Below are 26196 nucleotides of genomic sequence, written 5' to 3'. Positions count from 1 at the left end.
GGTCATCCGACCCGCAACCGCCGCCGAGTCCCGGAGACGCGCCTGCCCGCCGCACGCACAGCATTCACAAATCACAAACTTTCAGGAGTCATTGATGCGTCTGATTTTGTTGGGGGCACCCGGGGCCGGCAAAGGCACCCAAGCCACTTTCATCAAAGAGAAATTCGGCATCCCGCAAATCTCGACCGGCGATATGCTGCGCGCCGCGATCAAGGAAGGCACTCAGCTTGGCCTCGAAGCCAAGCGTTACATGGACGCGGGTGACCTCGTGCCGGACGCCGTCATCATTGGCATGGTGCGTGAGCGCCTGACCGCCGACGACTGCAAAAGCGGCTACCTGTTCGATGGCTTCCCGCGCACGATTGCGCAGGCGGAAGCCATGAAGGACGCCGGTGTCGCCATCGACTTCGTGCTCGAGATCGACGTGCCTTTCGACGAAATCATCACGCGCATGAGCGGTCGTCGCACGCATCCGGCGTCGGGGCGTACCTACCACGTCACGTTCAACCCGCCCAAGGTCGAAGGCAAGGACGACGTGACCGGCGAACCGCTCGTGCAGCGCGGCGACGACAAGGAAGACACCGTCAAAAAGCGCCTGAGCGTGTACGAATCGCAAACCAAGCCGCTCGTGGCGTACTACTCGGATTGGGCGAAGCATGGCAGCCCGGGCGCGACCGTCGAGGCACCGCAGTATCGCAAGATCTCGGGGCAAGGTAGCGTGGACGAAATCCGCGCGCGCGTGTTCGACGCACTGAAGTAAGCACGCGAGCGTCGTCCCATTGACCCCGTGCGTCATTCGCGGCGCCCGGGGTCAGGTCGACGCGAATGACGACGTAGCGAAAGGCGGCCAGGTCACTCTGAGCCGCCTTTTTTGCCAATATCAAGCAGTGTCGCTCCCGCCGTATCAACGGGGCGAGTCGAATTGCCGCAGCGCAGCATATTGTTGTTACGCCGATGACTACAATGGAAGGCCGAACGCACCTTGCGGTCGGCTCAGTCGCCGAGGCTGTCGGCGCCGATCTCGCACTCTCCCCGTCCCCATGGCAGGAGGCTGGCATGAAATCACTGGCGCAACAGATGTCGTTCTACCAGCGCTATCACCGCAGTCCCAAGAATCGTCTGAGCCATTTTTTCGGCGTTCCCATGATCATTCTGGCCGTGATGCAGGCGTTCTCAACCCTGCCGCTCGGCCCAAGCGGCCTGAACGTCGCGCATGTGATTGTGTTGGTGCTGCTGATGTACTACTTCCTGCTCGATGTTCCGCTGGCGCTCGCCATGACGGCCTTCTTCGCCGCGCTGCTGGCCATCACGCAGCACTTGGCCACGTTGTCGTGGCCGTGGGCGCTGACCGTCTTTGGGGTGCTGTTCGTCGGCGGCTGGATCGTTCAACTGATCGGCCATCATTTTGAGGGCCGTAAGCCGGCGCTGCTCGATAACGTCTTTCAGATCTTTATCGCACCGATGTTCCTGATGGCCGAGGTCTTCTTTCATTTCGGCTACAAACCCGGTCTGCAACGGCGCGTCCAGGAGTTGGCGGCACAGTCGGCGTGACGGGCCGCGTGTCCCGACGAACGACGCGCGATGTCTCAACGCCAGCCGGCACGGCTGGCGTTTTGCATTCGAGACGGCGAAAGCGACAAGCGCAAACAGGCGGCGCCGGCCGTTATCCGTGACTGCCCGGACGGCGACTCAGATCGTCGAGAATCTGCCGAATCGCATTGGCGTCTTCGGCATCGGGACGCGTGCCGAGATAGTGCTCGAGATCGTCCTGCGCCGGACGCACCAGCCCAAGTCGAGCATAGGCCAGCCCGCGATCGCGCTGCTCGACCGGCTGATCGGGCAAGACGAGCACCATGCGTTCCTGCACCGCAAGTACACGTTCCCATCGCTCGTTCTGCGTGTAGATCGCGCGTAGATTGCGCAACATCCGCGCCAGGATTTCGCGCGGCGTGGCGGGTTCGAGAAAGGGGTGCAGCAACGCCCACAGCGCCAACTCCTGAATCGGCTCGGCGCTCTCGTCGCGATAGTGCTTCAGATAGGGCTCGACCATTTCGAGCAGTCGCTGCGGCGACAGCGAGTTGCCCGAGATCGGATCGATGACCACGTCGCCGGCCGGCACGGCAAGCCGAAGCAGGAAATGCCCCGGGAACGACAGACCCCGCAGCGGCAGGCCGATCTGATGGCCAATCTCCATGCAAAGCACGGCCAACGAAATCGGAATGCCGCGACGCCGGTCCAGCACCACATGCAGATGACTGTTGTCCGGATCGTAGTAATCGTTCTGGTTGACGGAGAACCCGAGTTCGCGGAAGAAGAAATGGTCGAGCAACTGGAGCTTCTGCAGGGGCCCGGCGTCGGGCGGCAGACGCTTGGCCAGACGCGCGGCGAGCGCGTCGATCCGGGTCAGCGTGTCCTGGACGTCGAGATCGGGATAGACGTCTTGCGCGATGGCGATGGCCGCTTCGGTCAGCGGCAGACCGTCGTCGGACGCGACCAGCGCAGCAAAATACTCGAGAAATCGATTCGCCATGCGGTATCCGTGAAGTCCGCCGTGCCAGTGGCGCGCGAGCGAATCGCTAGCGAGTGCGCCGGCGGAAGAACGAGAAGTTGAAACCCATGAGGAATAATGCCCCGAAATACACCACCGCGCATAGCACCAGACTGGCGCCAAGCAGCGCAATGCGCGAGAGCGGGCGCGCGCCCATCGCTACCCAGTCGAAGCTTTGGGTGAACCACAGCAGCAAGCCCGCCAGAATCAGGCAGGCAGCCAGCAATTGCACGAAGAACAGACGCCATCCGGGCGCCGGCCGGTAGATGCCACGCTTGTAAAGCCCCGCGAACAGCAACACCGCATTCATGCACGCGCCCACGCCGATCGACAGCGAAAGCCCCGCATGGGCGAACCACCGAACGAAGAGCAGGTTGGAGAGCTGCGTGGCAATGAGCACCACGACGGCGATCTTCACCGGCGTTTTGATGTCTTGCTTGGCATAGAAGCCGGGCGCCAGAATCTTGATGAGAATCAGGCCGACCAGCCCGACGCCGTAGGCGGTCAGCGCGTGTGCCGTCATCGCGACGTCGGTCGCGTCGAAACGGCCATATTGATAGAGCGTTGCGGTCAGCGGCTCGGCGTAGACGAACAGCGCGACGGCACTCGGCATCGCCAGCAGGAAGGTCAGGCGCAGCCCCCAGTCCAGCAAGGCGGAATACTCGGCACCGTCGCCATCGGCATGGGCGCGCGAGAGGCTCGGCAGCAGGATCGTGCCCAGCGCCACGCCGAGCAATGCCGTCGGAAACTCCATCAGGCGGTCGGCATACGCCAGCCATGACACGCTGCCCTGCGCGAGGCGCGACGCGATGTTCGTGTTGATGATTAGGCTCACCTGCGCCACCGACACGGCCAGCGTAGCCGGCACCATCTTCGCCAATACCCGCTTCACGCCGGTGTTACGCAGCGCCGCCGCGATATTGATCGTGATGCGCGGCAACATGTCGATGCGCGCGAGCGCCGGGAGCTGGATGACCAATTGCAGCACGCCGCCAACGATCACCGCGAAGGCCAGCGCGTAGACCGGCTTCGCCAGATGCGGCGCGACCCACAGCGAGGCGATGATCGAACACAGATTGAGCAGCACGGGCGCGAACGCCGGCATCGAGAATTTCCGCCACGTATTGAGCACCCCGGCGGCAAGGGTCGTGATCGAGATGAGGGTGATGTACGGGAACATCACACGCGTCATGAACACGGCCGAGTCGAACGTGCCGTTCTCACGCGAGAGCCCAGTTGCGACGGCATAGACGACCCCGGTCGCGCCGAGCACCCCGGCAATCGTGATCGCCAGCAACCCCCAGAACAGTACGGTGGTCACGGAATCGACGAGGGTTCTCGTCTCCTCGTGACTGCGCTGCGACTTGAATTCGGCCAGGATCGGCACGAAGGCCTGCGAAAACGCACCTTCGGCGGACAGGCGGCGCAGCAGATTGGGGATGCGGAATGCGACGTTGTAGGCGTCGGTCATGGGACCGGCGCCAAACATGCGTGCAATAAGGATTTCACGGACCAGACCGGTGATGCGCGAGAGCATCGTGAAACCGCTGACCGTAGCGAGAGCTTTGAGCAAATTCATGTTGCGCGTATTATACGCACAGCATTGCAGCAAAGAAGTTGCAATTTCCATTGGCGTTCGGCTATAATCGACGGTTTCGAAGTCAATGGATTGCTTCCTGGCCACCGTGTCTCCCAGGGAGCCGAGCCAAACTGCATAGAAGCCGCATCAGGCGGAGCAATTCAAGGAATTCACCGAACATGGCAAATACCGCACAAGCACGCAAGCGCGCGCGTCAAACCGTTAAGATCAACGCCCACAACTCGGCACTGCGTTCGCGTCTGCGCACGGCCGTCAAGGCGGTCCGCAAGGCCATCGCCGCTGGCGACCCCACCGCTGCCAAGGAAGTGCTGCGCAAGTCGGCCAAGACGATCGACATCATCGCTGACAAGAAGATCGTTCACAAGAACACCGCCGCTCGTCAAAAGAGCCGCCTGTCGGCCGCCATCAAGGCGATGTCGGCTGCTGCCTAACCGCGCAAGCGGTCAAGCAGACTCAGTTGCTTGCCGGTTTCGACTCCGGTCGGAACACAAAAAAAGCCCGCTTCGTGCGGGCTTTTTTTCTTTTCACTGAAGCCAAACATCGATCGCGCTAACGCGTTGCGCGCGCAAGCCACCGTGTCGCTGCGAGAAAATCCGGGACGAGTACGGGAACGGCGCGAACCACGAGGGCAGTCGCCGCGAGACGGCCGACGACAGAGCGGAACGACGGTGAGTCAGGGCCAAAGGCCCGGCACTCACGTCTGGCCGAAAGACGGCCGCGGGGGATTACTTGACGTCGGGAACGAAGCAGGCTTCGGTCAGTTGCAGGTCGTTGTCACGCGCAAAATTCATCACGAAATCGAAAGCCATCGGCTCGATGTCGCGCAACCGCTCGTCAACAACGACGCATTTGACGTCGCCCACCATGATCGGACGCACATAGGGGGAGTACTGCATGTATGCGTTCGGGCCGGTATCGCGCCGGCCACAGAACGACACGGCGCCGCACAGACGCTCCGCCCAGTCACTCGGACGGAACTTCTTGCCACCCCGGGTGAGCCCCTGGATGAAATACTCGCGCGCGGAAACCTGGTCGGTCATATCGCTCAATCACCTCAAAAAACACCTGGCCAGCCATACGCGGGTAGCGTCGCTGACAGAGACAGTATTATATCTTATATAAGACTCAAACCTGTCCCCCACCCTCGCTGCCGATGTTTTTTTCGGTCTTGCCAGCCGTTTTTGGCCGTGCAGCATCGCGCTCGATCATACGCTTTTCGTGTGACGGTAAAACGATTTGGTAGACTAGCGGCTGTTCCCCTGATGCCAGCAACCGGTAGAACACCTTCACGCGCCTGACCGGGGGACAGGCCTCAAGGCTTGTTCGTCGTGCCGCAAGCGAGAGAGTTCCCTTTGAATTCCCGCGCTATCGGCCTCCAGCAGAACATCCAAATGACCACCGCCAAACCCATCAAGCACTACCTTCAGTTTTCGGATTTGACGCTCGACGAGTACGACTACGTGCTCGAGCGCACCCGCATCCTCAAGAAGAAATTCAAGAACTACGAGACCTACCATCCGCTGCACGACCGCACGCTGGCGATGATTTTCGAGAAAAGCTCGACGCGCACGCGGCTCTCGTTCGAAGCCGGGATTCACCAGTTGGGCGGCCACGCCGTGTTCCTGAACACGCGCGACACGCAGCTCGGCCGGGGCGAGCCAATCGAAGACGCGGCCCAGGTGATCTCGCGAATGACCGACATCATCATGATCCGCACGTTCGGTCAGGAGATCATCGAGCGCTTCGCGCAGCACTCGCGCGTACCGGTGATCAACGGCCTGACCAACGAATATCACCCGTGCCAGGTGATGGCGGACATCTTCACGTTCTACGAGCATCGCGGCCCGATCAAGGGCAAGACGGTGACGTGGATCGGTGACGCGAACAACATGTCCTACACGTGGATCCAGGCCGCCGAGATCTTCGGCTTCCAGTTCAACATCTCGACGCCGCCCGGCTACCGCCTCGATCAGGCGATGGTGGCCGAGTCGAGCCGCCCGTTCGTGCGCGAGTTTGACGACCCGCGCGCGGCCTGCGAAGGCGCGGATCTCGTGTCGACCGACGTCTGGACGAGCATGGGTTATGAAGCGGAGAACGAGGCGCGAAAGGCGGCCTTCGCTCAGTGGTGCGTGAATGCCGATCTCATGCAGCGCGCCAAACCGAACGCGCTGTTCATGCATTGCCTGCCCGCGCACCGTGGCGAGGAAGTGTCGGCCGACGTGATCGATGGCGCCCAAAGCGTCGTCTGGGACGAAGCGGAGAACCGTCTGCACGTGCAGAAGGCGCTCATGGAATACCTGATGCTCGGTCGCGTCTAACGCGTCGATCAGACCACGCCCGGACCAGCGCAACGCCGTCCGGGCGTTATTCTGGACCATCGCGCCCGCGCCTCCCCCGCACCTCCCACGCGTCACCTCCGCCCGCCCCCTCCAACACCGGCATCCCCACCGTAGCCAGCGTTCCGCTATCATCCCTCACGCGCAGGCGTCCCTCGTTGACGCACGTTTCATCACCGCACGTTGTAGCCCGTATCGTCCGTCAGAACATTTCGCAATTTGCACCACAACGGGGCAAATTCGTTGTGCATTGCACAAAACCCAGACGGGTGGACGTTCGAAACGTGCTAGCATGAATTCACGCTTGCCCTGTTGGGGCAGGCCTATCGACCCATCATCGCGACTTTCCATCGCATTCGACTCCGCATTCGGTCATGACGCAAAACGCAACGCAGTTCGACAACGTTTCCGTAATCAAGCGCGCCAACACCTATTTCGACGGCAAGTGCGTTTCGCACACCGTGCTGTTTCCAGACGGCACGCGCAAGACGCTGGGCGTGATTTTCCCGGCCACGCTCCAGTTCGGCACCGATGCGCCCGAAATCATGGAAGTCACGGGCGGCCGCTGCCGCATCCGTCTGGCCGGCCAGGCCGAGTGGCAGGAATACGCCGCCGGCCAGCAGTTCTCCGTGCCGGGCAACAGCAAGTTCGATATCGAGGTCGTGGAGACGCTCGATTACGTCTGCCATTACGGCTAACCGACCGGCCAGCATCGCGACTGCGTGGGGGTCCCCTCGCAGTCGCCCTCTCGGCCGGTTCAGCGCGGCCCGGCGCCGCTACTCACTATGTCGCGTCTGCCCCCCGAATCCGCCGACGATGCTACCGGCGACCGAGCTTTTGACACCCCTGCCGATACGCAGGCCACGGATTCGACCGCCTCTCACTCTCTGTCGGCCGAATCCGCTTCCGAATCGGTAAACGGCACGAGCACCGATCTCGAGCCGACCGACGTCCCGTTGCTCCCGCCAGATGGCCTCACCCGGCCGGCACGTAACGGCAACGCGCCCCAGAAATCCGCCACACCTCGCGCTCGCAAGCGCACCTCCGCCACGGACGCACCGAGCGACACCCTCTCGGCCAAGGTCGGTACGGAGACACCGGAAGCTCCCCGTAATCGCGCTCCGGCCAAATCCACGAAATCCTCACGCGGCCGCTCTGCTAAGCGAAAAGGCATCGACCTTGGGCTGCAAGGGGGCGGTGCGCATGGCGCCTACACCTGGGGGGTGCTCGACAAATTGCTGGAAGACGGACGTCTCGAGTTCGAGGGTATCAGCGGCGCGTCCGCAGGCACGATGAACGCCGTCGTACTGGCGCACGGCCTGCTCGATCGTCCGGGCGTCGACCCGCGCGAGAAGGCGCGCGAAGCGCTGCACAGCTTCTGGCTCGGTGTGTCGCAGGCAGGCTCCTCGGCGACCGCCTGGGCGCAGACCGTCTTCAGTTGGCTCAACGGCCGTCCGACCGAATACCCGGTCTGGCACGACTGGATGCAGAGCATGCAGCAATGGATGACGCCGTTCGCGCAGCCCCCGGCCGAAATCAACCCGCTGCGTACCGTACTCGAAGCGCAGGTCGATTTCGAACGGTTGCGCGAGAGCACCGCGACGCGCCTGTTCGTGTCCGCGACCAACGTCCGCACCGGCAACATCCACATCTTTCGCACACACGAAATCACGCTCGACGTCGCGATGGCGTCGGCGTGTCTACCGTGGCTCTTCAAGCCGGTGAAAATCGACGAGGATTTTTACTGGGATGGCGGCTATCTCGGCAACCCACCGCTCTATCCGTTTTATTACGAGACGCTCACGAGCGACATCCTGATCGTGCACATCAACCCGATCGAGCGCAAAGAGAAACCCGTGCTGCCGGGGCAGATCATGAATCGCGTGAATGAGATCACGTTCAATGCGTCGCTGCAGCGCGAATTCCGCGCTATTTCCTTTGTGCACAAACTGCTTGACGAGGGATGGCTCAAGCCTGAGTTTCGCAAGCGTCTGAAGTACCCGTTGATTCACTCGATTCGCGCGGACAAGGCACTGTACGACTTGTCGTCATCGACGAAATTCGTGACCGACTGGCACTTCCTCACCGCGCTGCGCGACCGTGGCCGCGAGGCGGCGAGCCGCTGGCTCGATGCACACTTCGACGACGTCGGTGTGCGCTCCACCGTCGACCTGCGGCGCGATTACCTGCAGCGTCTGCCCGACGCCACGTCGATCAAAGCATGAGCGGTTCGGGCTCGAGCGCGATACCGAAGCGCTCCTGCACGCTGGCTTGTATGGCGCGCGCGAGCGCCACGATGTCCGCGCCGCTGGCGCCGCCTCGATTGACGAGCACGAGCGCTTGACGCTCATGCACGCCCGCGTGGCCGAGCGACTTGCCGCGCCAGCCGCATTGGTCGATCAGCCAGCCCGCGGCGACTTTCCAGGCGCCGTCCGGCTGCGCATAGCCGACCGCCTGCGGACACCGCTCGCGCAGTGCGCCAAACGTTGCGGCGTCGACCACGGGGTTCTTGAAGAAGCTCCCGGCGTTGCCGAGTTCGGCCGGATCGGGCAGTTTGCGGCGGCGAATGTCCACAACGGCCTCGAAGATCTGCCGCGCATTCGGCTGCTCGATGCCTGCCTGGGCGAGCGTGTGCGACACGTCCGCATAGCCGGTCACGGGCTGCCACGGCTGCGGCAGCCGCAATGTGACCGACACGATGAGGTAACGCCCGGGCTCGCGCTTGAACAGCGAATCGCGATAGCCGAACGCGCACGCCTCGCGGGTGAGGGTGACGAATGCGCCCGTGGCCGTATCGAGCGCGCGCACCTCGGCAAAGCGCTCGGCCAGCTCCAGCCCGTAGGCGCCGATGTTCTGAATCGGGGCAGCCCCGAGGGTGCCCGGGATCAGGGCGAGGTTTTCCAGGCCAGGACAATCCTGCGAGAGCGTCCAGTCGACGAAGTCGTGCCAGACCTCGCCGGCGCCACCGCGCACATAGCGCGCGTGCGCGTCGTCCGCAAGGCGCTCACGGCCGCGAATTGCCATGCGGAACACCACGCCGTCGAAGTCGTGCGTGAGCACCACATTGCTGCCGCCGCCAAGCACGAGGCGCGGCAAACCGGCCAGTTCGGGCATGGCGAGCGCGTCGAGGAGCGCTGCTTCGCTGTCGATCGTCACAACAAAGCGGGCAGTGGCGGGCAGGCCGAAGGTATTGAAGTCGCGCAGGCTGACGTCGCGTTGCAACTGAGGCATGAAGTCGGGAAAAATCCGTGGGTGATCCGTGGGGCTGCCGTCCCGGACAGCATCCGGAAGGGACGCGGGCGCGACGGCTGAATTACAATGTCGGGCGAAAGAATTTTGCGCACCATTATAGCGGCCACGCGGCCGAGGTTCGCGCTGCGCGCATGACCCGGTCGTCCCGGACAACGGGTGCGCCGGCGCCACCGTCCCCCGTGCGGCACGCCCGGCGTGCCATTTCACGAACCCTTTACCTTTCAGGAGAGCCAGATGCCATCGTTCGACGTGGTTAGCGAAGCCAACATGATTGAAGTCAAGAACGCCATCGAGCAGGCCAACAAGGAAATCTCGACGCGATTCGACTTCAAGGGATCGGACTCGCGAATCGAGCACAAGGAACAGGAACTCACACTGTTCGCCGACGACAACTTCAAGCTCGAGCAAGTCACGCAGGTGCTCATCAGCAAGATGGCCAAGCGCAACGTGGACGTGCGCTTCCTCGACTACGGCAAGGTCGAGAAGATCAGCGGCGACAAGGTCAAGCAGGTCGTCAAGGTGAAGAAAGGTGTCGAAGGCGACCTGGCAAAGAAGATCGTGCGCGTGATCAAGGACAGCAAGATGAAGGTGCAGGCGAGCATCCAGGGCGACAGCGTGCGCATCGCGGGCGCCAAGCGCGACGACCTGCAGAGCGCCATGGCCCTGCTGCGCAAGGACGTGACGGACACCCCGCTCGACTTCAACAACTTCCGCGACTGACAGACTCGCGCGGCAGACAAGCAAAACCCGCAGACTCGCTGCGGGTTTTGTCATGGTCGAGACCGTCCCGGGTTCGGCCGCGCCGACGTGACGCCGGCCTTACTTCGCTTTCTTCTGCCCGATGCGGCTTTCCTTGCCCGCCATCAGCTTGCCGATGTTGGCGCGGTGCCGGTAGACCAGCAGGATCGCCATGACGATTACCGCCGGGGCGTACGGTCCGAAGCCAGACATGAACACGTAGTAAAGCGGCGCGAACACAGCGGCCACCAGCGCGGCGAGCGACGAATAGCGGAAGAAGATCGCGATGATGAGCCACGTCGCGAGCACGGCGAGCCCCAGCACCGGGTGGATGGCGAACAGGACGCCGGCCGCCGTCGCCACGCCTTTGCCGCCCGCAAAGCGCAGAAACACCGGATACAGATGGCCCATGAAGACCGCAAGGGCCACGGCCGCCAGACCAAAGTCACCCACGCCCCACGTATCGGCGAAGCGCTGCGCAAGATACACCGCAAGCCAGCCCTTGAGGGCGTCGCCGATCAGCGTGAGCACAGCGGCCTTCTTGTTGCCGGAGCGCAGCACGTTCGTAGCGCCCGGGTTGCCCGAGCCATAACTGCGCGGGTCGGCGAGACCCATCGTGCGGCTGACGATCACCGCGAACGGCAACGAGCCGATCAGGTACGCGAGAACGATAAAAACCAGTGTGGCCATGAACTTCGAGCGTGAGCAGAATGTGTAATGGCCGCCATTCTACTTGACGCGCTCCGCCCCTCCATTCTGGCAACCACGGGGTTGCGCCGGGATCGGATCGATCGGACCGACGCAGGCCGCCGTGCCGTGGCGACTACGCGTCGCTCAGCGCACACGACACCGGCTTGGCCGCCAATGTGTTGAGCAGCACCTGCGGGGCGATGCCAATGAGGTACCCGCGTCGCCCGCCGTTGATGAATATGCGCGGCAGATCGAGAATCGACGCCTCCACATACACGGTCATCGCGCGCTTGGTACCGAACGGCGACGTGCCGCCCACCAGATAACCCGAATGACGCTGGGCGACCTCCGGCTTGCAGGGCTCCACGCGCTTGGCGCCGATCTGGCGCGCGAGGTTCTTGGTCGAGACGGTCCGGTCGCCGTGCATGAGGACGATCAGCGGCCGGGCCTTCTCGTCTTCCATGACGAGCGTCTTGACGACCGCGTGCTCGTGCACGTCCAACTGGCGTGCCGACTCGCCGGTCCCGCCATGTTCGACGTACTCGTAGACGTGTTCGGTGAAGGCCACTTTCTTTTGCTTCAGAAACTGCGTGGCCGGCGTTTCCGAGACGTGTTTGGTCTTGCTCATGGGCGACTATTGTAATGAAACGGCCAAGGACTGCGGTCCCGGAATGCGCGCACCGCCGTCATCCTCGACGGCTCGTGCGATGCTCGATGGCGGCGAGCGCATTACAATGCCGGCATGTCAGCCTCTCCCGCCCCCTCTCATCCGGACACCTTCGCCGCCAGCTTGCTCGCGAATCTGCCCGCACGCATCGACACGCTGCCCGCGCGGATCGCCGCGCAAGCGCCCACGCGCATCGCCCTGATCGACGACTTCAGCCGTCTCACCTACGGGGCACTGGCGAACACCGTCAGCGCCTGCACCGAGCGCCTGCGCGCGCACGGCGTGCGGGGTGGCGATCGCGTGATGATCGTCGGTGAGAACGGCATCGCGTATGTGGTGCTGCTGCTCGCCGTGGCAGCCCTCGACGCTTGGCCGCTGCTGTGCAACGCGCGGGTCAGCGCCGCGGAATTGAACGCCATTCGCGATCATGCGCAACCGCGCTGCGCGATCTACACCGTCGATGCCTCGCCCGATGCCGCCGCGCACGCCCGGGGCGACGCCGCCAAGGTCGCCTGGACCGACCTCGCGCTCGGCGCCATCGCGGTGTCCGACACCGATCCCGACAGCGTCACCGAGCCGGTGCAGACCGATCCGGCGCGCCAATGCGCGGCGCTCATCTACACGACGGGCACGACCGGCACGCCCAAGGGCGTTCGTCTCTCGCATCGCAACCTGATGTTCATCGCCGCGGTGTCGAGCACGCTGCGACGCGTCGGTGCCGACGATATTGCCTACGGCGTGCTGCCGATCTCGCATGTCTATGGCCTGACGTCGGTGTGTCTGGGCACGCTGTACGCTGGCGGCACGCTGCGGCTGGCCGCGCGCTTTACCCCCGAAGCCGTGCTCGATTCGCTCGCCCACGACGGGCTGACGATCCTGCAAGGGGTGCCCGCGATGCACGCCCGCCTGATGGCCTATGTGACGGCGCGGAACCGGACACTCATCGCACCGCGGCTGCGCTTCGTCTACTCGGGCGGCTCGCCCCTCGATGCGGCGCTCAAGGCGCGTGCCGAAGCGTTCTATGGCCTGCCGATTCACAACGGGTACGGGTTGACGGAGAGTAGTCCGACCGTCTCGCAGACGCTGCTCGACGCCCCGCGCGACGACTGCGCCGTGGGGCCGGCGATCCCCGGCGTGACGGTACGTATCGTCGATCGCGACGGGCATGACCTGCCCGATGGCGACGTTGGCGAACTCTGGGTGCGTGGTCCTAACGTGATGCTCGGGTACTACCGTGCCCCAGAGCTGACGGCGGCAGCCGTGACCGACGACGGCTGGCTGCGCACCGGCGATCTTGCGCGTCGCACCGCCGACGGTGCGCTCTTCCTCGCGGGACGCGCCAAGGAACTCATCATCCACTCCGGCTTCAACGTTTATCCGCTCGAAGTCGAGCAGGCGCTGGCGAGCCACCCGGATGTGCTGCAAGCAGCCGTCCTCGGACGTCCCGACGAGGAGAACGAACAGGTGATCGCGTTCGTGGAGGCGCGCCCGGGCCATGCCATCGACGTCGCAGCGCTGGCCGCGTGGGCGGCGACGCGGCTCGCACCGTACAAGCGTCCGGCGCAGATTCGAGTGCTCGATGCCCTGCCCGCCGCGTCGACGGGCAAGGTGCTCAAGCACAAGCTCAAGGCGTTGCTTTGAAGTTTGATGGCGCGGCGGCGTCGCTCGCCTACCGCGCCGGCCTTGCTTGCCATACACGCGGCCCACGCAGCACGCGCTTCACACACGGCACTCACCCGCGCGGATGATGCTGTGCATGCAGCGACTTGAGGCGTTCGCGCGCGACGTGCGTGTAGATCTGTGTGGTGGAGATGTCGGCGTGGCCGAGCAACAACTGCACCACGCGCAGATCCGCGCCGTGATTGATCAGATGCGTCGCGAAGGCATGACGCAGCGTATGCGGTGAGAGCGGCGCACGAATGTCCGCCTGCACCGCATAGCGCTTGATCAGATACCAGAACGCCTGCCGCGTCATCCCCTGGCCGCGTTGCGTGACAAACAGCGTGTCGCAGGCGCGACCGGCCAGCAGCACCCCTCGACTCTGCGCCAGATATCGCGTGAGCCACGCGTTGGCCTCTTCGCCGAACGGCACCAGTCGCTCCTTCGCGCCCTTGCCGAAGATGCGCAGCACACCCTCGTTCAATCCCACTTCAATCGTCTTGAGCGCGACCAGTTCCGAAACGCGCAGACCGCTCGCGTACATCAATTCGAGCATCGCGCGATCACGCAACCCAAGCGGTTGGGTCAGATCGGGGGCGGCCAGCAACGCTTCGACCTGCGCCTCCGACAATGTCGAGGGCAACCGCTGGGCACGCTTGGCCGATGCGATGCGCAAACACGGGTCCTGATGCACGACATGGTCGCGCAGCGCCCATTGATAGAACCGTTTGAAGACCGACAGACGACGATTGACGCTGCTCGCCAGACTCTCGCGGCGCCACGCCAGATAGGCGGCGAGCGCCGCCTCGTCCACGCCATCGAGCGAAGTCTCGCGCTTGGCGGCGAGCCATTGCGCGAAGAGGCGCAAATCCCGTCGGTAAGCGTCGAGCGTATTGCGAGAGAGGCCGTCTTCGAGCCAGATCGTGTCGCAGAACTGGTCGATGAGCGTGACACTGCGCACATAGGTCGCGCCGTCGGGGTCGAAGGCCAGCGGAGGCGACAGATCATCGAGATCGTCGACGTCGGTGAGGTTCTCGCTCGCGGGGTGGGTGCCTGGGGTCAAACGGTGGCTCCTTCCTGGGCCAGCGCCCATTCGACATGCTCGCGTACCAGCGCCGACGGGTAATCGCGTCGCGCGAGCAAGGCCTCGCGCAGCGGCGCGCGCGCGGCGGCATCTGCCGTGTTGCGCAGTGCATTGCCGAGCCCGACGGCCAGATTGCGCAGCCATCGCTCATGACCAATGCGACGAATGGGGCTGCCGGCCAGCTTATCCATGAATTCCGTTTCGCTCCAGGCGAACAGGTCGACGAGCGAGGCGCTATCGAGCCGGTTGCGCGGAGCGAAATCGGCGAGCGGCGACGGCTGCGCAAACTTGTTCCACGGGCAGTAGAGCTGGCAATCGTCGCAGCCATAGATGCGATTGCCCATCTTCGCGCGCAAATTCTCGGGAATCGCCCCTTTGTGCTCGATCGTCAGATACGACACGCACAACCGCGCATCGACGCGAAACGCTTCGGTGATGGCGCCGGTCGGACAAACGTCGCGGCATCGCTGACATTGCCCGCAATGCTCGCCCGGTTGCAGGCGGTGCCCCGTTGCCTTGCCTGGTACCTCGCTCTGCGTGCTTGCCGCGTCGGCATCGACCGGCAGCGGCACGTCGACAAAGATCTCGCCGAGAAAGAAGAGCGACCCCGCGTCGCGCGAGAGCAGCAGAGTGTGCTTGCCGCGCCAGCCCAGCCCGGCCTTCTGCGCGAGTTCGACTTCGAGCACCGGGGCCGAATCGGTGAATGCACGGTAGCCGAACGGCCCGATGGCCTGGGTAATGCGCTCCGCCAGTTGTTGCAGCCGATGGCGCATGACCTTGTGATAGTCGCGTCCGCGCGCATAGATCGACACGACCGCCTCGGCGGGCATCGCCACGCGCGCGGCTTCACGCGCGCGCCAGGTCTCCCTGTCGGTCTCGTTCGGGAGATAGTTCATGCGTGCGCTGATGACGCGTACCGTGCCGGGGACGAGCTCCGCGGGCCGCGCGCGCTTCATGCCGTGCGCCGCCATGTAGTCCATATCGCCGTGACAGCCGTCGTCGAGCCACTGTTGCAGCCCCGCTTCGGCGTGCGAGAGATCGATGTCCGTGATGCCGACCCGGCCGAAACCGAGTTCCCTCGCCCATGCGCGAATCTGTCCGGCAAGCGCGGTCAAGTCCTCGGCATCGAGGGCGGGAGACGTCGCATTGTCGCGCGAGGACGACACTTCCGAAGCATTCGGAGGTGTCGCCGACTCGACTTGTGCGGCGGTAGCGGGGAAAATCACGGAAGCTTTCATCGACTCCATTTTACGCAATGCCCGATTCATCAACGCCGACGCCCTTGGGCGAGCGCATCTTCGCGCTGCCGGACGAAGCCGCCACCGAGGCCTTCGCCGCTGCGCTCGCGCGCGCCATCGTGGCACGCGCGGCGCACACCGACGCGGCGCATGCGGGACTTCACGTGCAGCTCTCGGGCGACCTCGGCGCGGGGAAAACCACGCTGGTGCGTGCCCTGCTGCGCGCGCTGGGGCATACCGGACGCGTCAAAAGTCCCACGTATGCATTGTGTGAACCTTACAACATCGACACACCACAAGGCGTGTTGCCGGTCTATCATTTCGACCTGTACCGCTTCGCCGATCCGGCCGAATGGCACGACACGGGCTTTCGGGAGCACTTTGCAGGCGACGCCCTGTGCCTCGTCGAGTGGCCGGAGAAAGCCGAAGGTCTCCTGGGCACCCCCGATTTGGGCCTTTGGCTGGAACCTGTTGGCAACAGCCGCCGTCTGACGACGAGCGCCTACACGCCGGCCGGTCTTGCTTGCCTGAACTCATGCTGATCAAACGCTTTACTCGTACCGACGACGCCTCATCGCCCAATGCCGGCCGCCGCCGTGCATTGCGCGCCGGCGCATCAACACTCATCCTCGCCATTACCGGCCCGCGTCTCGCGTTCGCCAACGCCATCGTGGCGGTGCGCGTCTGGCCGGCCAAGGACTACACGCGCGTCACGCTCGAGACTGACAACCCGGTCAAGTTCCAGCAACAGCTCATGGCGAGTCCGAACCGCTTCGTCATCGATCTCGATGAAGTGGATCTGAGCCCGGCGCTGCGCGATCTCGTGTCAAAGATCCAGCCGAACGACCCGCAGATCATGCAGGTGCGCGTGGGACAGTTCAAACCCGGCGTCGTGCGCATGGTGTTCGATCTGAAGGCCGGCGTGAAGCCGCAATCCTTCACGTTGCCGCCGGTCGCGGGCTACAAGTACCGCACCGTGTTCGACCTGTATCCGGCGGTCGAACCCGACCCGCTCATGGAACTGCTCGCCAAGTCCAGCCACAAGGCCGAGGCATTGGCGCAGAACACGCCGCCCGCTCAGCCCTCGAACCCGTCGTCTGGCACGGGCACGCCGAGCACGGAGGAGAGCGAAGCGTTCTTTCAGCGTTACGCGCAACGTGAGCCGGGCCCGCGCGTCTCACGCCCCCCGGCGCCCTCGTCCACGGACAGAATGCCGTCGCTCGCCCAGCGCAACGACGACGGGCTGCTCACGCCACCGTCACGCGGACCGAAGACCGCCCGCCTGCTCACCATCGCCCTCGACCCCGGCCATGGCGGAGAAGACCCGGGCGCGATCGGCAGCAGCGGCACCTACGAGAAAGTGGTGGTGCTGCAGATCGCCAAGCGGCTGCGCGAGAAGATCGATGCGCAGCCCAATATGCGGGTGATGATGACGCGCGACGCCGACTTCTTCGTGCCGCTCGGCGTGCGGGTGCAGAAGGCCCGCCGCGTGGACGCCGACCTGTTCATGTCGATTCACGCCGATGCGTTCACCTCGCCGTCGGCGAACGGGGCGTCGGTATTCGCCCTGTCCGAGCGTGGCGCCACGAGTGCAACGGCACGTCTGCTGGAAAAGACGCAAAACGCGTCCGATCTGATCGGCGGCGTCAACATCAAGACTAACGACCGCGCCGTAGCGCATGCGTTGCTCGATATGTCGACAACGGCGCAGATCCGTGACAGCAAGGTATTCGGCACGGCGCTGCTCGCTGAGATCGGCACCGTCGCGGACCGGCTGCACAGCAAGCACGTCGAACAGGCGGCCTTCGCGGTGCTCAAGGCCCCCGACATCCCGTCGGTGCTCGTCGAGACGGCCTTCATCAGCAACCCCAAGGAAGAGCAGGCGCTGAACGATCCGGCCTACCAGGAGCGGCTCGCCGATGCGCTGCTCAAGGGCATCAAGGCCTACTTCGCCAAGAATCCGCCCCTCGCAAAGAATCGGACAGCCTGACGGCCGGCCACGGACGTTCGCGCAACGCCAAGACAAAAATGGCGCGCCCGGTCATCAACCGGACGCGCCATTTTTTATTGAACCTGCGAGGTCACTGTCTGCCCGACAGTCGACCTTACTCGCCCTGGCCCTGCGCCACACGGCGACGACCGCGCGTGACCAGTTTCCAGAGCGCCCCGAGTGCGATCGGCACCACCGCTGCCGAAATGCCCACCAGCACGATGACGTTCAGGTATTGCTTGACGATCGGCAGGTTGCCGAACAGGTAACCGCCGCCCACGAGCAGCGTCACCCAGATCAGGGCGCCGAGCAAGTTGTAGAGCTGGAAGCGTACCCACGACATGGCCGACACCCCCGCCACGAACGGCGCGAACGTTCGCACGATCGGCACGAAACGCGCAATCACAATGGTCTTGCCGCCGTGATGCTCGTAGAAGTCGTGGGTCTTGCGCAAGGCGTCGCGATCGAGAAAACGCCAGTTCTTCTCGTACACGCGCGGCCCGATCTTCGATCCGATCCAGAAGTTGAGCGTGTTGCCGGTCACTGCCGCAATGAAGAGCAGTACGCCGAGCAACCACGGATCCATCGCTCCGGTCGCCGCAAATGCACCGCCAATGAACAGCAGGGAATCACCCGGAAGGAACGGAAAGAGCACCAGCCCCGTTTCCACGAACACGATCATGAACAGGAACAGATACACCCAGTTTCCGTATTGATCGATAAACACCCCCAGATGTTTATCGATGTGGAGCACCATCTCCACCAATTGCACCAAAGTATCCAAGTCGATTCCTCAAGATAAAGGACGCCGGCCCGTCCCTGCGGGCACGCGACGAACGCATGATACCAGCGCAAACGTCGGGCGTCGTGTCGTGCCCGTGACGGTCGACGCCGACCGTCACGGGTATGTCGAATCCATGGTCCAGCCTACAACCCTCCCATGACAGGAATGAGTGGTACTTCTACGGGCACCGTTGCGGGTATTGCCCGCTAAAACCTGGCTCGACCTATGTCTTTGAGGGCAACCTTTATAATGGTTCCCATGTCTGCGACCCCGACCTCCTCCCCCCCTGCACACGACCCGGCCGGCGTGCCCGAACCTACCGGCACCGAGGCCCCTGAGCGCCGCCCCGGCCCCATGCCGGCGGGCCTCGCGCCGCTGCGCGCCATCCAGGTCCTTCCCGACCAGCTGATCAGCCAGATCGCCGCGGGCGAGGTGGTGGAACGCCCCGCGTCCGTCGTCAAGGAATTGCTCGAGAACGCCCTGGATGCTGGCGCCCGCGCACTCCAGATCAAGCTCGAAGAAGGCGGCGTGCGCCGCATCGCCATCACCGACGACGGCGGCGGCATGTCCGCCGAACAATTGCCGCTGGCGCTCACGCGCCACGCGACGAGCAAGATTCGCTCGCTCGACGAACTCGAATCGGTGCTCACGTTGGGGTTCCGTGGGGAAGCGCTCGCCTCCATCGCGTCGGTGGCCCAACTCACGCTGTCGAGCCGCCAGGCCGATGCGCCGCACGCGAGCGCCATCGACGGCAATACCGGTGCGCTGACCCCCGCCGCGGGCCCGGTGGGCACGACGGTCGACGTTCGCGACCTGTACTTCAACACCCCCGCGCGGCGCAAATTCCTGAAGACCGAGCAAACCGAGTTCGGTCATTGCATGGACGTTATTCGCCGCAGCGCGCTCGCGCGTCCCGACGTCGGCTTCTCGATCCTGCACAACAACCGGGCGGTGGAGCACTGGAACGCGTCTGACGCCGCGACGCGCGTCACCCGCGTGCTCGGCAACGACTTTGCCGGCGCGCATCTGGCGCTGGACGAGGGCGCCGCCGAGTTGCGCCTGTCGGGCTTCGTCGGGTTGCCGACCGCCAGCCGTGGGCGCGCCGACCAGCAGTATTTCTTCGTGAACGGCCGCTTCGTGCGCGACAAGCTGCTCACCCACGCGGTACGCGCTGCCTATGAAGACGTGCTCCACGGCGACCGCTATCCGGCCTACGTGCTGTATTTCGAACTGCCGCCGCAATTGGTCGACGTCAATGTCCACCCCTCGAAGATCGAAGTGCGGTTTCGCGATGCCCGCAGCGTCCACCAGTTCGTATTCCACGTCGTGCAACGTGCGCTGGCCCGTGCAGCGGGCAGTGGCGGCGCGACGCACGCCGCCCACCTGACCGACGGCGGTGGTCTTGCCGCCGGGCCGGGTGCCGCATTGGGCGGCGGCGGCATGATGGCTGCGCGCCCGGCCGGAGGTATCGGTGGCGCCGGCAGCAGTTGGAATCCCCGCATGCAGCAAGGTACGCTGCCGATGGCGCAACCGCTGTCCGTCTACGACAACCTGTTCGGACGCGCCGCCCCCCCCGCCCCGCGCCCGTATGGCCAGCCGGGCGTGACGGATGCGCCCCCGCCGCCGTATGGCAATGCCGGCGCGACGCAAGGCGACACGACGCTCACCGGCGGTCTCGACGTCTTGCCGGCAGGCACCGCCGACGCCATGGCGCTGGAACAACCGCTCGGCTTCGCACTCGGCCAATTGCACGGCATCTACATCCTCGCGCAGAACGCCTATGGCCTGGTGCTCGTCGACATGCACGCGGCCCACGAGCGCATTCTCTACGAGCGCTTCAAGCAGGCGCTCGTGGAACGCAGCGTGCCGGTGCAGCCGCTGCTGATTCCCGTGACGTTCTTCGCCGACCCGGTGGAAATCGGCACGACGGAAGAGCATCAGGAAACGCTCACCGCACTGGGTTTCGACCTCGCGGCGATGTCGCCGACCACGCTCGCCGTACGCGCCATTCCCGCCCTGCTCGACGGCGCCGACGCGCAAGCGCTGGCGCGCGCCGTGCTCGCGGACCTACGCCAGTACGGCGGTTCGCGCGTGCTCACGGAACGTCAGCATGAACTGCTCGGCACGCTCGCCTGCCACACGGCGGTACGCGCGAATCGACGGCTCACGCACGAAGAGATGAACGCGCTGCTGCGCCAGATGGAAGCGACCGAGCGCGCCGATCAGTGCAATCACGGGCGTCCCACCTGGTACCAGCTCACGCTCGGCGATCTCGACAAGTTGTTCATGCGGGGACGTTGAGCCGGTCATGACGTCACCTCCTCCGATCGTCTGCGTGCTGGGCCCAACGGCATCCGGCAAGACCGCCGCCGCGCTTGCGCTGGCGCAGGACACCCCGCTCGAGATCATCAGCGTCGACTCCGCGCTCGTCTATCGTGAGATGGACATCGGCACGGCCAAGCCGAGCGCGGCCGAGCTGGCCGCCGTTCCCCATCACCTGATCGACATCATCGATCCGCGCGACGCCTATTCGGCCGCGCAATTCCGGGAAGACACGCTGCGTCTTGTCGACGAGATTGCCGCGCGCGGATGCCGCCCGCTGCTCGTCGGCGGCACGATGCTGTACTACAAGGCACTCACGCAAGGTCTCTCGCCGCTGCCGTCGGCCAACGCCGACGTACGCGCCCAACTTGACGAAGACGCCGCGCGCGAGGGCTGGCGAGCCATGCATGCACGGCTCGCCAGCGTCGATCCGGTGACGGCAGCCCGCCTCGCGCCGAACGACGCGCAGCGCATTCAACGCGCGCTGGAAATCTTCGTACTGTCGGGCAAGCCGATGTCGCAATGGCTTGCCGAAGAGGCCCGGACGCCTGCCGCGTCACCGGCCCACACGTTCGTGCCGGTGGCGCTGGAGCCGGGCGACCGCGCGGTACTGCACGCACGCATTGCCGAACGGTTTCGTCTGATGCTCGCGGCCGGGTTCATCGAAGAAGTCGAACACCTGCGCGCACGCGGCGATCTCGACCCGGGCCTGCCGTCCATGCGCTGTGTCGGCTACCGGCAGGTCTGGGAATACCTCGACGGCGAGAGCGATTACGACACGATGCGCGACAAGGGCATCTTCGCGACGCGCCAGTTGTGCAAGCGTCAACTCACCTGGCTGCGCTCGATGCCCGAGCGCCACATTGTCGACTGCACGGCCGCCCACGCCTTGCAACACGCCATCGACGCCGTACGCGCGCTCTGGCAGGTCTGAACCCATCGCCATCCCTGTGGTACGCCTCGCTGATCGCGCGGCGAGGCGTTCGGTGCCCGCGTGCGTCGCACGCTGCGAAACCCGCATCGCCTTATCGCCCCAGCCGTTTCCCGCCTCCGTTGAAACCCTGACAGCTTTCCGGTTTGCATGACGATTTTGATATGCTAATTTGCATATCAACGTTTCATGCAATGCAAATTTGCATCGAATCCACGATACCGGGAAGGACGTCAATGACGCAGACTTCGATGGAGTCAGGTGGGGTGGCGGGTGACGGGCTGCGGCGGCCGACCGGCGGCGTGCGGCGCGTGCCCGTCGCGAAATGGGCGGTGCGCGCCGGGGTCACGCTGATCTATCTGTTCATGCTCAGCCCGCTGATCTTCGTTGTCTGGCTGAGCTTCTTCAAAGACGCGATCATCACGTTCCCGCCGAGCGGCTACACGGTCTCATGGTATTTGAACGCCTGGCGCAACGCCGCGTTCGCCGACGGCTTCCTCCTCTCGCTCCAACTCGCCGCGTGTGCGGCCATCGGCGGCGTCATCCTCGGCGTTGCCGCCTCCCTCGCCCTCGCGCGTTACCGCTTTCCCGGCCGCCGCACGCTCGGCAATGTGTTGCTGTTGCCGCTGGTGGTCCCGGGCATCGTCGCGGGCATCGCGACTTACCTTTTCTATCTGCGCGCCGAAAACACGCTCGACATGGACATCGTCGGCACCTTCGGCGGTCTCGTGATCGCGCACGTCTGCCTGACCATTCCGTGGACGATGCGTCTCGTCGGGGCGAGCCTTGCACAGATCGACGGCACCATCGAGGAAGCCGCCCGTAATCTCGGTGCGGGTCCGTGGCGCACGCTGTGGCGCGTCACGCTGCCGATGCTGCGGCCTGCGGTCGTGGCGGCGGGGCTGTTCAGCTTCATCGTGTCGTTCGAGAACCTCGAACTCACATTGCCGCTGGTGGGACCGGGCAAGACCACCCTGCCCATCGCGATCATGCAGTACCTCGAATTCAACCTCGATCCGACGATTGCCGCCGTCTCCGCGGCGCAGATCGTCCTGCTCGGCATCGTCATGCTGATCACCGATCGGTTCGTCAAACTCAGCCAGGTGATCTGACATGGCCAACGTTTCGTTGCGCGGCCTGCGCAAGCAATACGGCAACGCCGCCGCCGTGGCGGACTTCTCGCTGGAAATCGCCGACGGCGAACTCGTCGCCTTCCTTGGCCCGAGCGGCTGCGGCAAGACCACGACGCTGCGCATGGTCGCGGGCTTCGTCGAGCCGACGGCCGGCGAAATCTGGATCGGCGGCAAGGAGGTCTCGCGCCTGCCCGCGCATCGCCGCAATACCGGCATGGTGTTCCAGCGTTACGCGCTCTTTCCACACATGACCGTGGCAGAGAACGTGGCGTTCGGCCTGGAAATGCGGCACGTGTCCAGTGCCGAGCGCGTCACGCGGATTCGCGAAGCGCTCGATATGGTGCGTCTCACGTCGCTCGCGGATCGCTATCCGCGCCAGCTCTCCGGCGGTCAACAGCAGCGTGTGGCGATTGCCCGCGCACTGGCGATTCGTCCCGACGTGTTTTTGCTCGACGAGCCGCTTTCCAACCTCGACGCCAAGCTGCGCACCGAAGTGCGCGAAGAGATCCGCGCGTTGCAGCGACGGCTCGGCCTGACGACGATCTTCGTCACCCACGATCAGGAAGAAGCGCTGGCGATTGCCGACCGCCTGGCCGTGATGCACGACGGCTGCGTGCAGCAGATCGGCACCGCCGATGCGCTCTACGAACGCCCGGCCAATCCGTTTGTCGCGAACTTCCTCGGCAAGATGAATTTCCTCGCCGGGCGGATGACCGACGGCCATTTCGTGACCGCCAAAGGCGAGCGCCTGGCATTGCCGAGCGCCGCCCCCGACGCCACGACGCTCGGCATTCGCCCCGAGCGCCTGCGCCTGAGCGACACGCCTGTGCACAACGAGACGGCCATGCCGGTCACGGTCGACCAGACGATCTATCTCGGTTCCACGCTCGAACTCCGTCTGAAGAGTCCGCAGGGCGAGATGCTCGTCGCGCACGTGCAGAACACCGCACGCGACGATGTCAGCCGCTACGCCCCGGGCCGCGCCCTCAACGCGTGCTTCGCGAGCACCGATTGCCTGTTTTTCAACGCCTGACGACACAGCCTCACTTCCACCCGCTTCGGCCCATGTATTGGCCAACCTCGTGGCCAACGTTTTGAAGGATAACGACATGACGCACGCCCTGAACCGCCGCTCGTTTCTCAAGACCGCTTCCGGTCTGGTGATCGCCCCCGCGCTCGGCCTCGACGCCCTCTCGGCACACGCTGCCGCCGCCTGTCCGAACGTGGTCGTCGGCACCTGGGGCGGCGACTATCTGAATCTTCTCGAACAGAACATCGGCAAGCCGATCATCGAGGCCGCCGGTGGCAAGGTCACGTACGACTCGGCCGGGCAGGTCGAGCGCATGACGAAGCTGCGCGCCGAGAAGGCGTCGCGACGCGGCTCGCTCGACGTCGCATGCCTGGCCGATCTCGATATGTACGACATCAACCGCTCGGGCATTCTCGAAGCGGTCGACGCCAAGCTCGTCCCGAACCTGGCGAATGCGCTGGAGGCGTTGCGCCGTCCGTACTCGATCCCGCACATCTTCAGTGCGATGGTGATCGTCTACAACCCGGAGAAGCTCGGCACGAAGCCCGACTCATTTACCGCCGCGCTCGATCCCAAGCTCAAGGGCCGCGTCGGCTTCTCGGACATTCTCTACAACTTCAACGTGGTGAGCAGCTCCCTCGCGGCCGGCCACAAAGACGGCGACATGGCCGGCGGTGTGCAATTCCTGCGCGAGTTGCGCAAGACGCAGCAGCCCAAGGTCTACCCGTCGAACGAAGCCGTGGCGTCGGCGCTCAAGAGCGGCGACATCTGGTTCACTTGCATGTGGAAAGCGCGCGCGCTGCAGTGGAAGAAGGCGGGCGTGCCGATCGATTACGTGGTGCCCAAGGAAGGCGCCGTGCCGGTAACGTTCGAAGCCGCCGTGCCGAAGAATTCGCAGTCCAAGCTGTGTGGCTTCAACTACCTGAACGCGATGCTCGATCCGCGCGCCCAGATCGGCTTTGCGGAGACGATGGGCTATGCGCCGACCGTGACGAACGCGAATCTGCCGCCGTCGCTGCAGGAAAGCGTGGGCTTCACCCGCGCCGAACTCGATCGCATGGTCAAGCTCGATTACGCCCAATTCACCGCCGACAAGCCCGCGTTGCTCGACTTCTGGAACAAGGAATTCAAGGTGGGGCTGTGACCGTCGTCGACACCCCGGAGCCCGCGATGACGCCGCCCCCGCCTGCTGCCGACGCCTCCCGAGCCTCCCGGGCCGCCACCGCGCGCGCGGTGCGCGGCGCGCTCACGGGCGGCTCGCTCGCCACGCCCGCCACGCTCGTGGTGTTGCTCGTCATCGTGCTGCCCGGGTTGCAACTGGTGCGCTACAGCTTCAACCGGTTCGATCCGGTCGACATGATGCAGGCGGCACTGATCGGCACGAACTACGTCAAGTTCTTCACCGATCCGTATTACCTCTCGGTGCTCTGGACGACGATCAAGGTCGCCTCGCTGTGCACGGCGCTCGCGCTCGTGTTCGGCTTCCCTGTCGCCTACGTGCTCGCGCGCACGCAAACCCGCTTCAAGAGTCTGCTGGTGATGCTGCTGGTCTTCCCGCTGCTGGTGGGCAACGTCGTGCGCGCGGCCGGCTGGATGGTCATGCTCGGCACGGCCGGCTTCGTCAACGCCATGCTCGTGTCGCTGGGCATCGTGCCGCAGCCGATTCGCTTGCTGTACACGCCGTTCGCGGTCGTGGTGGGCACCACCGCCGTGGTGCTGCCTTACATGATCCTCACGTTGCAAAGCGTGCTCGAAGGCATGGACTTCTCCGTCGAGGAAGCGGCGCGCAATCTGGGCGCCACGTTCTGGCAGACGCTCACGCGCGTGATCCTGCCGATGGCCGCACCGGGCATCGCCGCCGGCACCATGCTCGTGTTCATTCTCTGCATGAATGCCTATGCCACCCCCGTACTGCTCGGCGGCACCGGCATCACCATGATGACGCCCACGATCTACGACCAGATCGCGAAAGCGAACAACTGGCCATTCGGCGCGGTGCTGTCCATCGTCTCGATGGTGGTGACGTTCGTGCTCGCCATTGCGTCGCACTGGATCATCCATCGGCGCTATGCGAAGACGATGATGACCTGACCGATCTGCCCGCCCTGATCCGCGCGACCTCGCGCGCCGGCCGGCCCCGTCAGTCGGTCGTGCCCAACGCCGTCTGCCCCCTGACATTCGCCCCAATTTGCCG

The 26196-nt window shown here is 64.5% G+C and carries 25 protein-coding genes; 16 read left to right on the top strand and 9 right to left on the bottom strand.

Annotation, left to right across the window (positions count from 1 at the left end; genetic code table 11):
- Positions 1-94: 94 nt before the first annotated feature.
- Complete coding sequence (adk, locus tag PSO31014_RS06180; protein ID WP_150550783.1) at positions 95-760, top strand: adenylate kinase; 666 nt, start codon at positions 95-97, stop codon at positions 758-760.
- Between the two features lie 296 nt (positions 761-1056).
- Positions 1057-1551: an Mpo1 family 2-hydroxy fatty acid dioxygenase gene (locus PSO31014_RS06175; RefSeq protein ID WP_174976410.1), complete on the top strand. Its 495-nt coding sequence runs from the start codon at positions 1057-1059 to the stop codon at positions 1549-1551.
- Positions 1552-1663: 112 nt separating this feature from the next.
- Here the strand turns inward: PSO31014_RS06175 and PSO31014_RS06170 are convergent, their stop codons facing one another.
- Both PSO31014_RS06170 and murJ read right to left on the bottom strand, forming a co-directional pair.
- Positions 1664-2530, bottom strand: a complete 867-nt coding sequence (locus PSO31014_RS06170; RefSeq protein ID WP_017232744.1) for a SirB1 family protein — start codon at positions 2528-2530, stop codon at positions 1664-1666.
- A gap of 46 nt (positions 2531-2576) precedes the next feature.
- Entirely contained in the window at positions 2577-4127 is a 1551-nt protein-coding gene (gene murJ, locus PSO31014_RS06165) for a murein biosynthesis integral membrane protein MurJ (RefSeq protein ID WP_150550781.1), read from the bottom strand.
- A gap of 179 nt (positions 4128-4306) precedes the next feature.
- On the opposite strand from murJ, the gene rpsT reads away from it, so the two are divergent.
- Positions 4307-4579, top strand: coding sequence for a 30S ribosomal protein S20 (gene rpsT, locus PSO31014_RS06160; protein WP_017232742.1), 273 nt, complete (start codon positions 4307-4309; stop codon positions 4577-4579).
- 294 nt (positions 4580-4873) lie between these two features.
- On the opposite strand, the gene PSO31014_RS06155 is transcribed toward rpsT, so the two are convergent.
- A complete protein-coding gene (locus PSO31014_RS06155; RefSeq protein ID WP_017232741.1) occupies positions 4874-5188 on the bottom strand; it encodes a DUF3579 domain-containing protein in 315 nt (104 codons plus the stop codon).
- 351 nt (positions 5189-5539) lie between these two features.
- Between PSO31014_RS06155 and argF the strand changes: the two genes are divergently transcribed.
- From argF to PSO31014_RS06140, 3 genes are all read left to right on the top strand, one after another.
- Positions 5540-6466 (top strand): ornithine carbamoyltransferase, encoded by a 927-nt coding sequence (argF, locus tag PSO31014_RS06150; RefSeq protein ID WP_150550780.1) that lies wholly within the window; start codon positions 5540-5542, stop codon positions 6464-6466.
- Between the two features lie 392 nt (positions 6467-6858).
- On the top strand, positions 6859-7182 hold the full coding sequence (gene ppnP, locus PSO31014_RS06145) for a pyrimidine/purine nucleoside phosphorylase (protein WP_150550779.1): 324 nt from the start codon (positions 6859-6861) through the stop codon (positions 7180-7182).
- Between the two features lie 87 nt (positions 7183-7269).
- Positions 7270-8709: a patatin-like phospholipase family protein gene (locus tag PSO31014_RS06140; RefSeq protein ID WP_150550778.1), complete on the top strand. Its 1440-nt coding sequence runs from the start codon at positions 7270-7272 to the stop codon at positions 8707-8709.
- On the opposite strand, the gene murB is transcribed toward PSO31014_RS06140, so the two are convergent.
- Positions 8699-9715, bottom strand: coding sequence for a UDP-N-acetylmuramate dehydrogenase (murB, locus tag PSO31014_RS06135; RefSeq protein ID WP_150550777.1), 1017 nt, complete (start codon positions 9713-9715; stop codon positions 8699-8701). The two genes, PSO31014_RS06140 and murB, sit on opposite strands and share 11 nt — an antisense overlap.
- A gap of 255 nt (positions 9716-9970) precedes the next feature.
- Between murB and PSO31014_RS06130 the strand changes: the two genes are divergently transcribed.
- A complete protein-coding gene (locus PSO31014_RS06130) occupies positions 9971-10456 on the top strand; it encodes a YajQ family cyclic di-GMP-binding protein (protein ID WP_017232736.1) in 486 nt (161 codons plus the stop codon).
- A gap of 99 nt (positions 10457-10555) precedes the next feature.
- Here PSO31014_RS06130 and plsY read toward each other — a convergent pair whose 3' ends face one another.
- Both plsY and ybaK read right to left on the bottom strand, forming a co-directional pair.
- Positions 10556-11164: a glycerol-3-phosphate 1-O-acyltransferase PlsY gene (plsY, locus tag PSO31014_RS06125; protein WP_017232735.1), complete on the bottom strand. Its 609-nt coding sequence runs from the start codon at positions 11162-11164 to the stop codon at positions 10556-10558.
- 133 nt (positions 11165-11297) lie between these two features.
- Positions 11298-11792, bottom strand: coding sequence for a Cys-tRNA(Pro) deacylase (gene ybaK / locus PSO31014_RS06120; protein ID WP_150550776.1), 495 nt, complete (start codon positions 11790-11792; stop codon positions 11298-11300).
- A 114-nt stretch (positions 11793-11906) separates the two neighbouring features.
- On the opposite strand from ybaK, the gene PSO31014_RS06115 reads away from it, so the two are divergent.
- The gene (locus PSO31014_RS06115; RefSeq protein WP_150550775.1) at positions 11907-13472 is read left to right on the top strand and encodes a class I adenylate-forming enzyme family protein; all 1566 of its coding nucleotides are present in this window, start codon (positions 11907-11909) and stop codon (positions 13470-13472) included.
- Between the two features lie 91 nt (positions 13473-13563).
- Here PSO31014_RS06115 and xerD read toward each other — a convergent pair whose 3' ends face one another.
- Both xerD and queG read right to left on the bottom strand, forming a co-directional pair.
- Positions 13564-14553 carry a site-specific tyrosine recombinase XerD gene (xerD, locus tag PSO31014_RS06110; RefSeq protein WP_150550774.1) on the bottom strand — a complete coding sequence of 330 codons (990 nt, stop codon included), beginning with the start codon at positions 14551-14553 and terminating at the stop codon, positions 13564-13566.
- A complete protein-coding gene (gene queG, locus PSO31014_RS06105) occupies positions 14550-15821 on the bottom strand; it encodes a tRNA epoxyqueuosine(34) reductase QueG (RefSeq protein ID WP_246176283.1) in 1272 nt (423 codons plus the stop codon). Before queG ends, xerD begins: the two co-directional genes overlap by 4 nt.
- Before the next feature lie 8 nt (positions 15822-15829).
- Between queG and tsaE the strand changes: the two genes are divergently transcribed.
- Positions 15830-16354, top strand: a complete 525-nt coding sequence (gene tsaE / locus PSO31014_RS06100) for a tRNA (adenosine(37)-N6)-threonylcarbamoyltransferase complex ATPase subunit type 1 TsaE (RefSeq protein WP_150550773.1) — start codon at positions 15830-15832, stop codon at positions 16352-16354.
- A complete protein-coding gene (locus PSO31014_RS06095) occupies positions 16348-17802 on the top strand; it encodes an N-acetylmuramoyl-L-alanine amidase (protein ID WP_246176276.1) in 1455 nt (484 codons plus the stop codon). The genes tsaE and PSO31014_RS06095 overlap by 7 nt, the downstream gene beginning before the upstream one ends.
- A gap of 115 nt (positions 17803-17917) precedes the next feature.
- Here PSO31014_RS06095 and PSO31014_RS06090 read toward each other — a convergent pair whose 3' ends face one another.
- On the bottom strand, positions 17918-18586 hold the full coding sequence (locus tag PSO31014_RS06090; RefSeq protein ID WP_017232728.1) for a VTT domain-containing protein: 669 nt from the start codon (positions 18584-18586) through the stop codon (positions 17918-17920).
- Positions 18587-18940: 354 nt separating this feature from the next.
- On the opposite strand from PSO31014_RS06090, the gene mutL reads away from it, so the two are divergent.
- The 6 genes from mutL to PSO31014_RS06060 all read left to right on the top strand — a co-directional run bounded on the left by mutL (position 18941) and on the right by PSO31014_RS06060 (position 26093).
- Positions 18941-20887: a DNA mismatch repair endonuclease MutL gene (gene mutL / locus PSO31014_RS06085; RefSeq protein ID WP_174976420.1), complete on the top strand. Its 1947-nt coding sequence runs from the start codon at positions 18941-18943 to the stop codon at positions 20885-20887.
- A gap of 7 nt (positions 20888-20894) precedes the next feature.
- A complete protein-coding gene (gene miaA, locus PSO31014_RS06080; protein WP_150550771.1) occupies positions 20895-21842 on the top strand; it encodes a tRNA (adenosine(37)-N6)-dimethylallyltransferase MiaA in 948 nt (315 codons plus the stop codon).
- Positions 21843-22075: 233 nt separating this feature from the next.
- On the top strand, positions 22076-22951 hold the full coding sequence (locus PSO31014_RS06075) for an ABC transporter permease (protein WP_150550770.1): 876 nt from the start codon (positions 22076-22078) through the stop codon (positions 22949-22951).
- Between the two features lies 1 nt (position 22952).
- Positions 22953-24005 (top strand): ABC transporter ATP-binding protein, encoded by a 1053-nt coding sequence (locus tag PSO31014_RS06070; RefSeq protein WP_150550769.1) that lies wholly within the window; start codon positions 22953-22955, stop codon positions 24003-24005.
- Positions 24006-24081: 76 nt separating this feature from the next.
- Positions 24082-25146 (top strand): extracellular solute-binding protein, encoded by a 1065-nt coding sequence (locus PSO31014_RS06065; RefSeq protein ID WP_150550768.1) that lies wholly within the window; start codon positions 24082-24084, stop codon positions 25144-25146.
- Between the two features lie 26 nt (positions 25147-25172).
- Entirely contained in the window at positions 25173-26093 is a 921-nt protein-coding gene (locus PSO31014_RS06060) for an ABC transporter permease (RefSeq protein WP_246176274.1), read from the top strand.
- Positions 26094-26196: the final 103 nt, after the last annotated feature.

Origin of the sequence: Pandoraea soli, from assembly GCF_902459595.1 — a bacterium.
Lineage (GTDB): Bacteria > Pseudomonadota > Gammaproteobacteria > Burkholderiales > Burkholderiaceae > Pandoraea > Pandoraea cepalis.
This window is presented reverse-complemented; position numbering and strand designations above follow the sequence as displayed.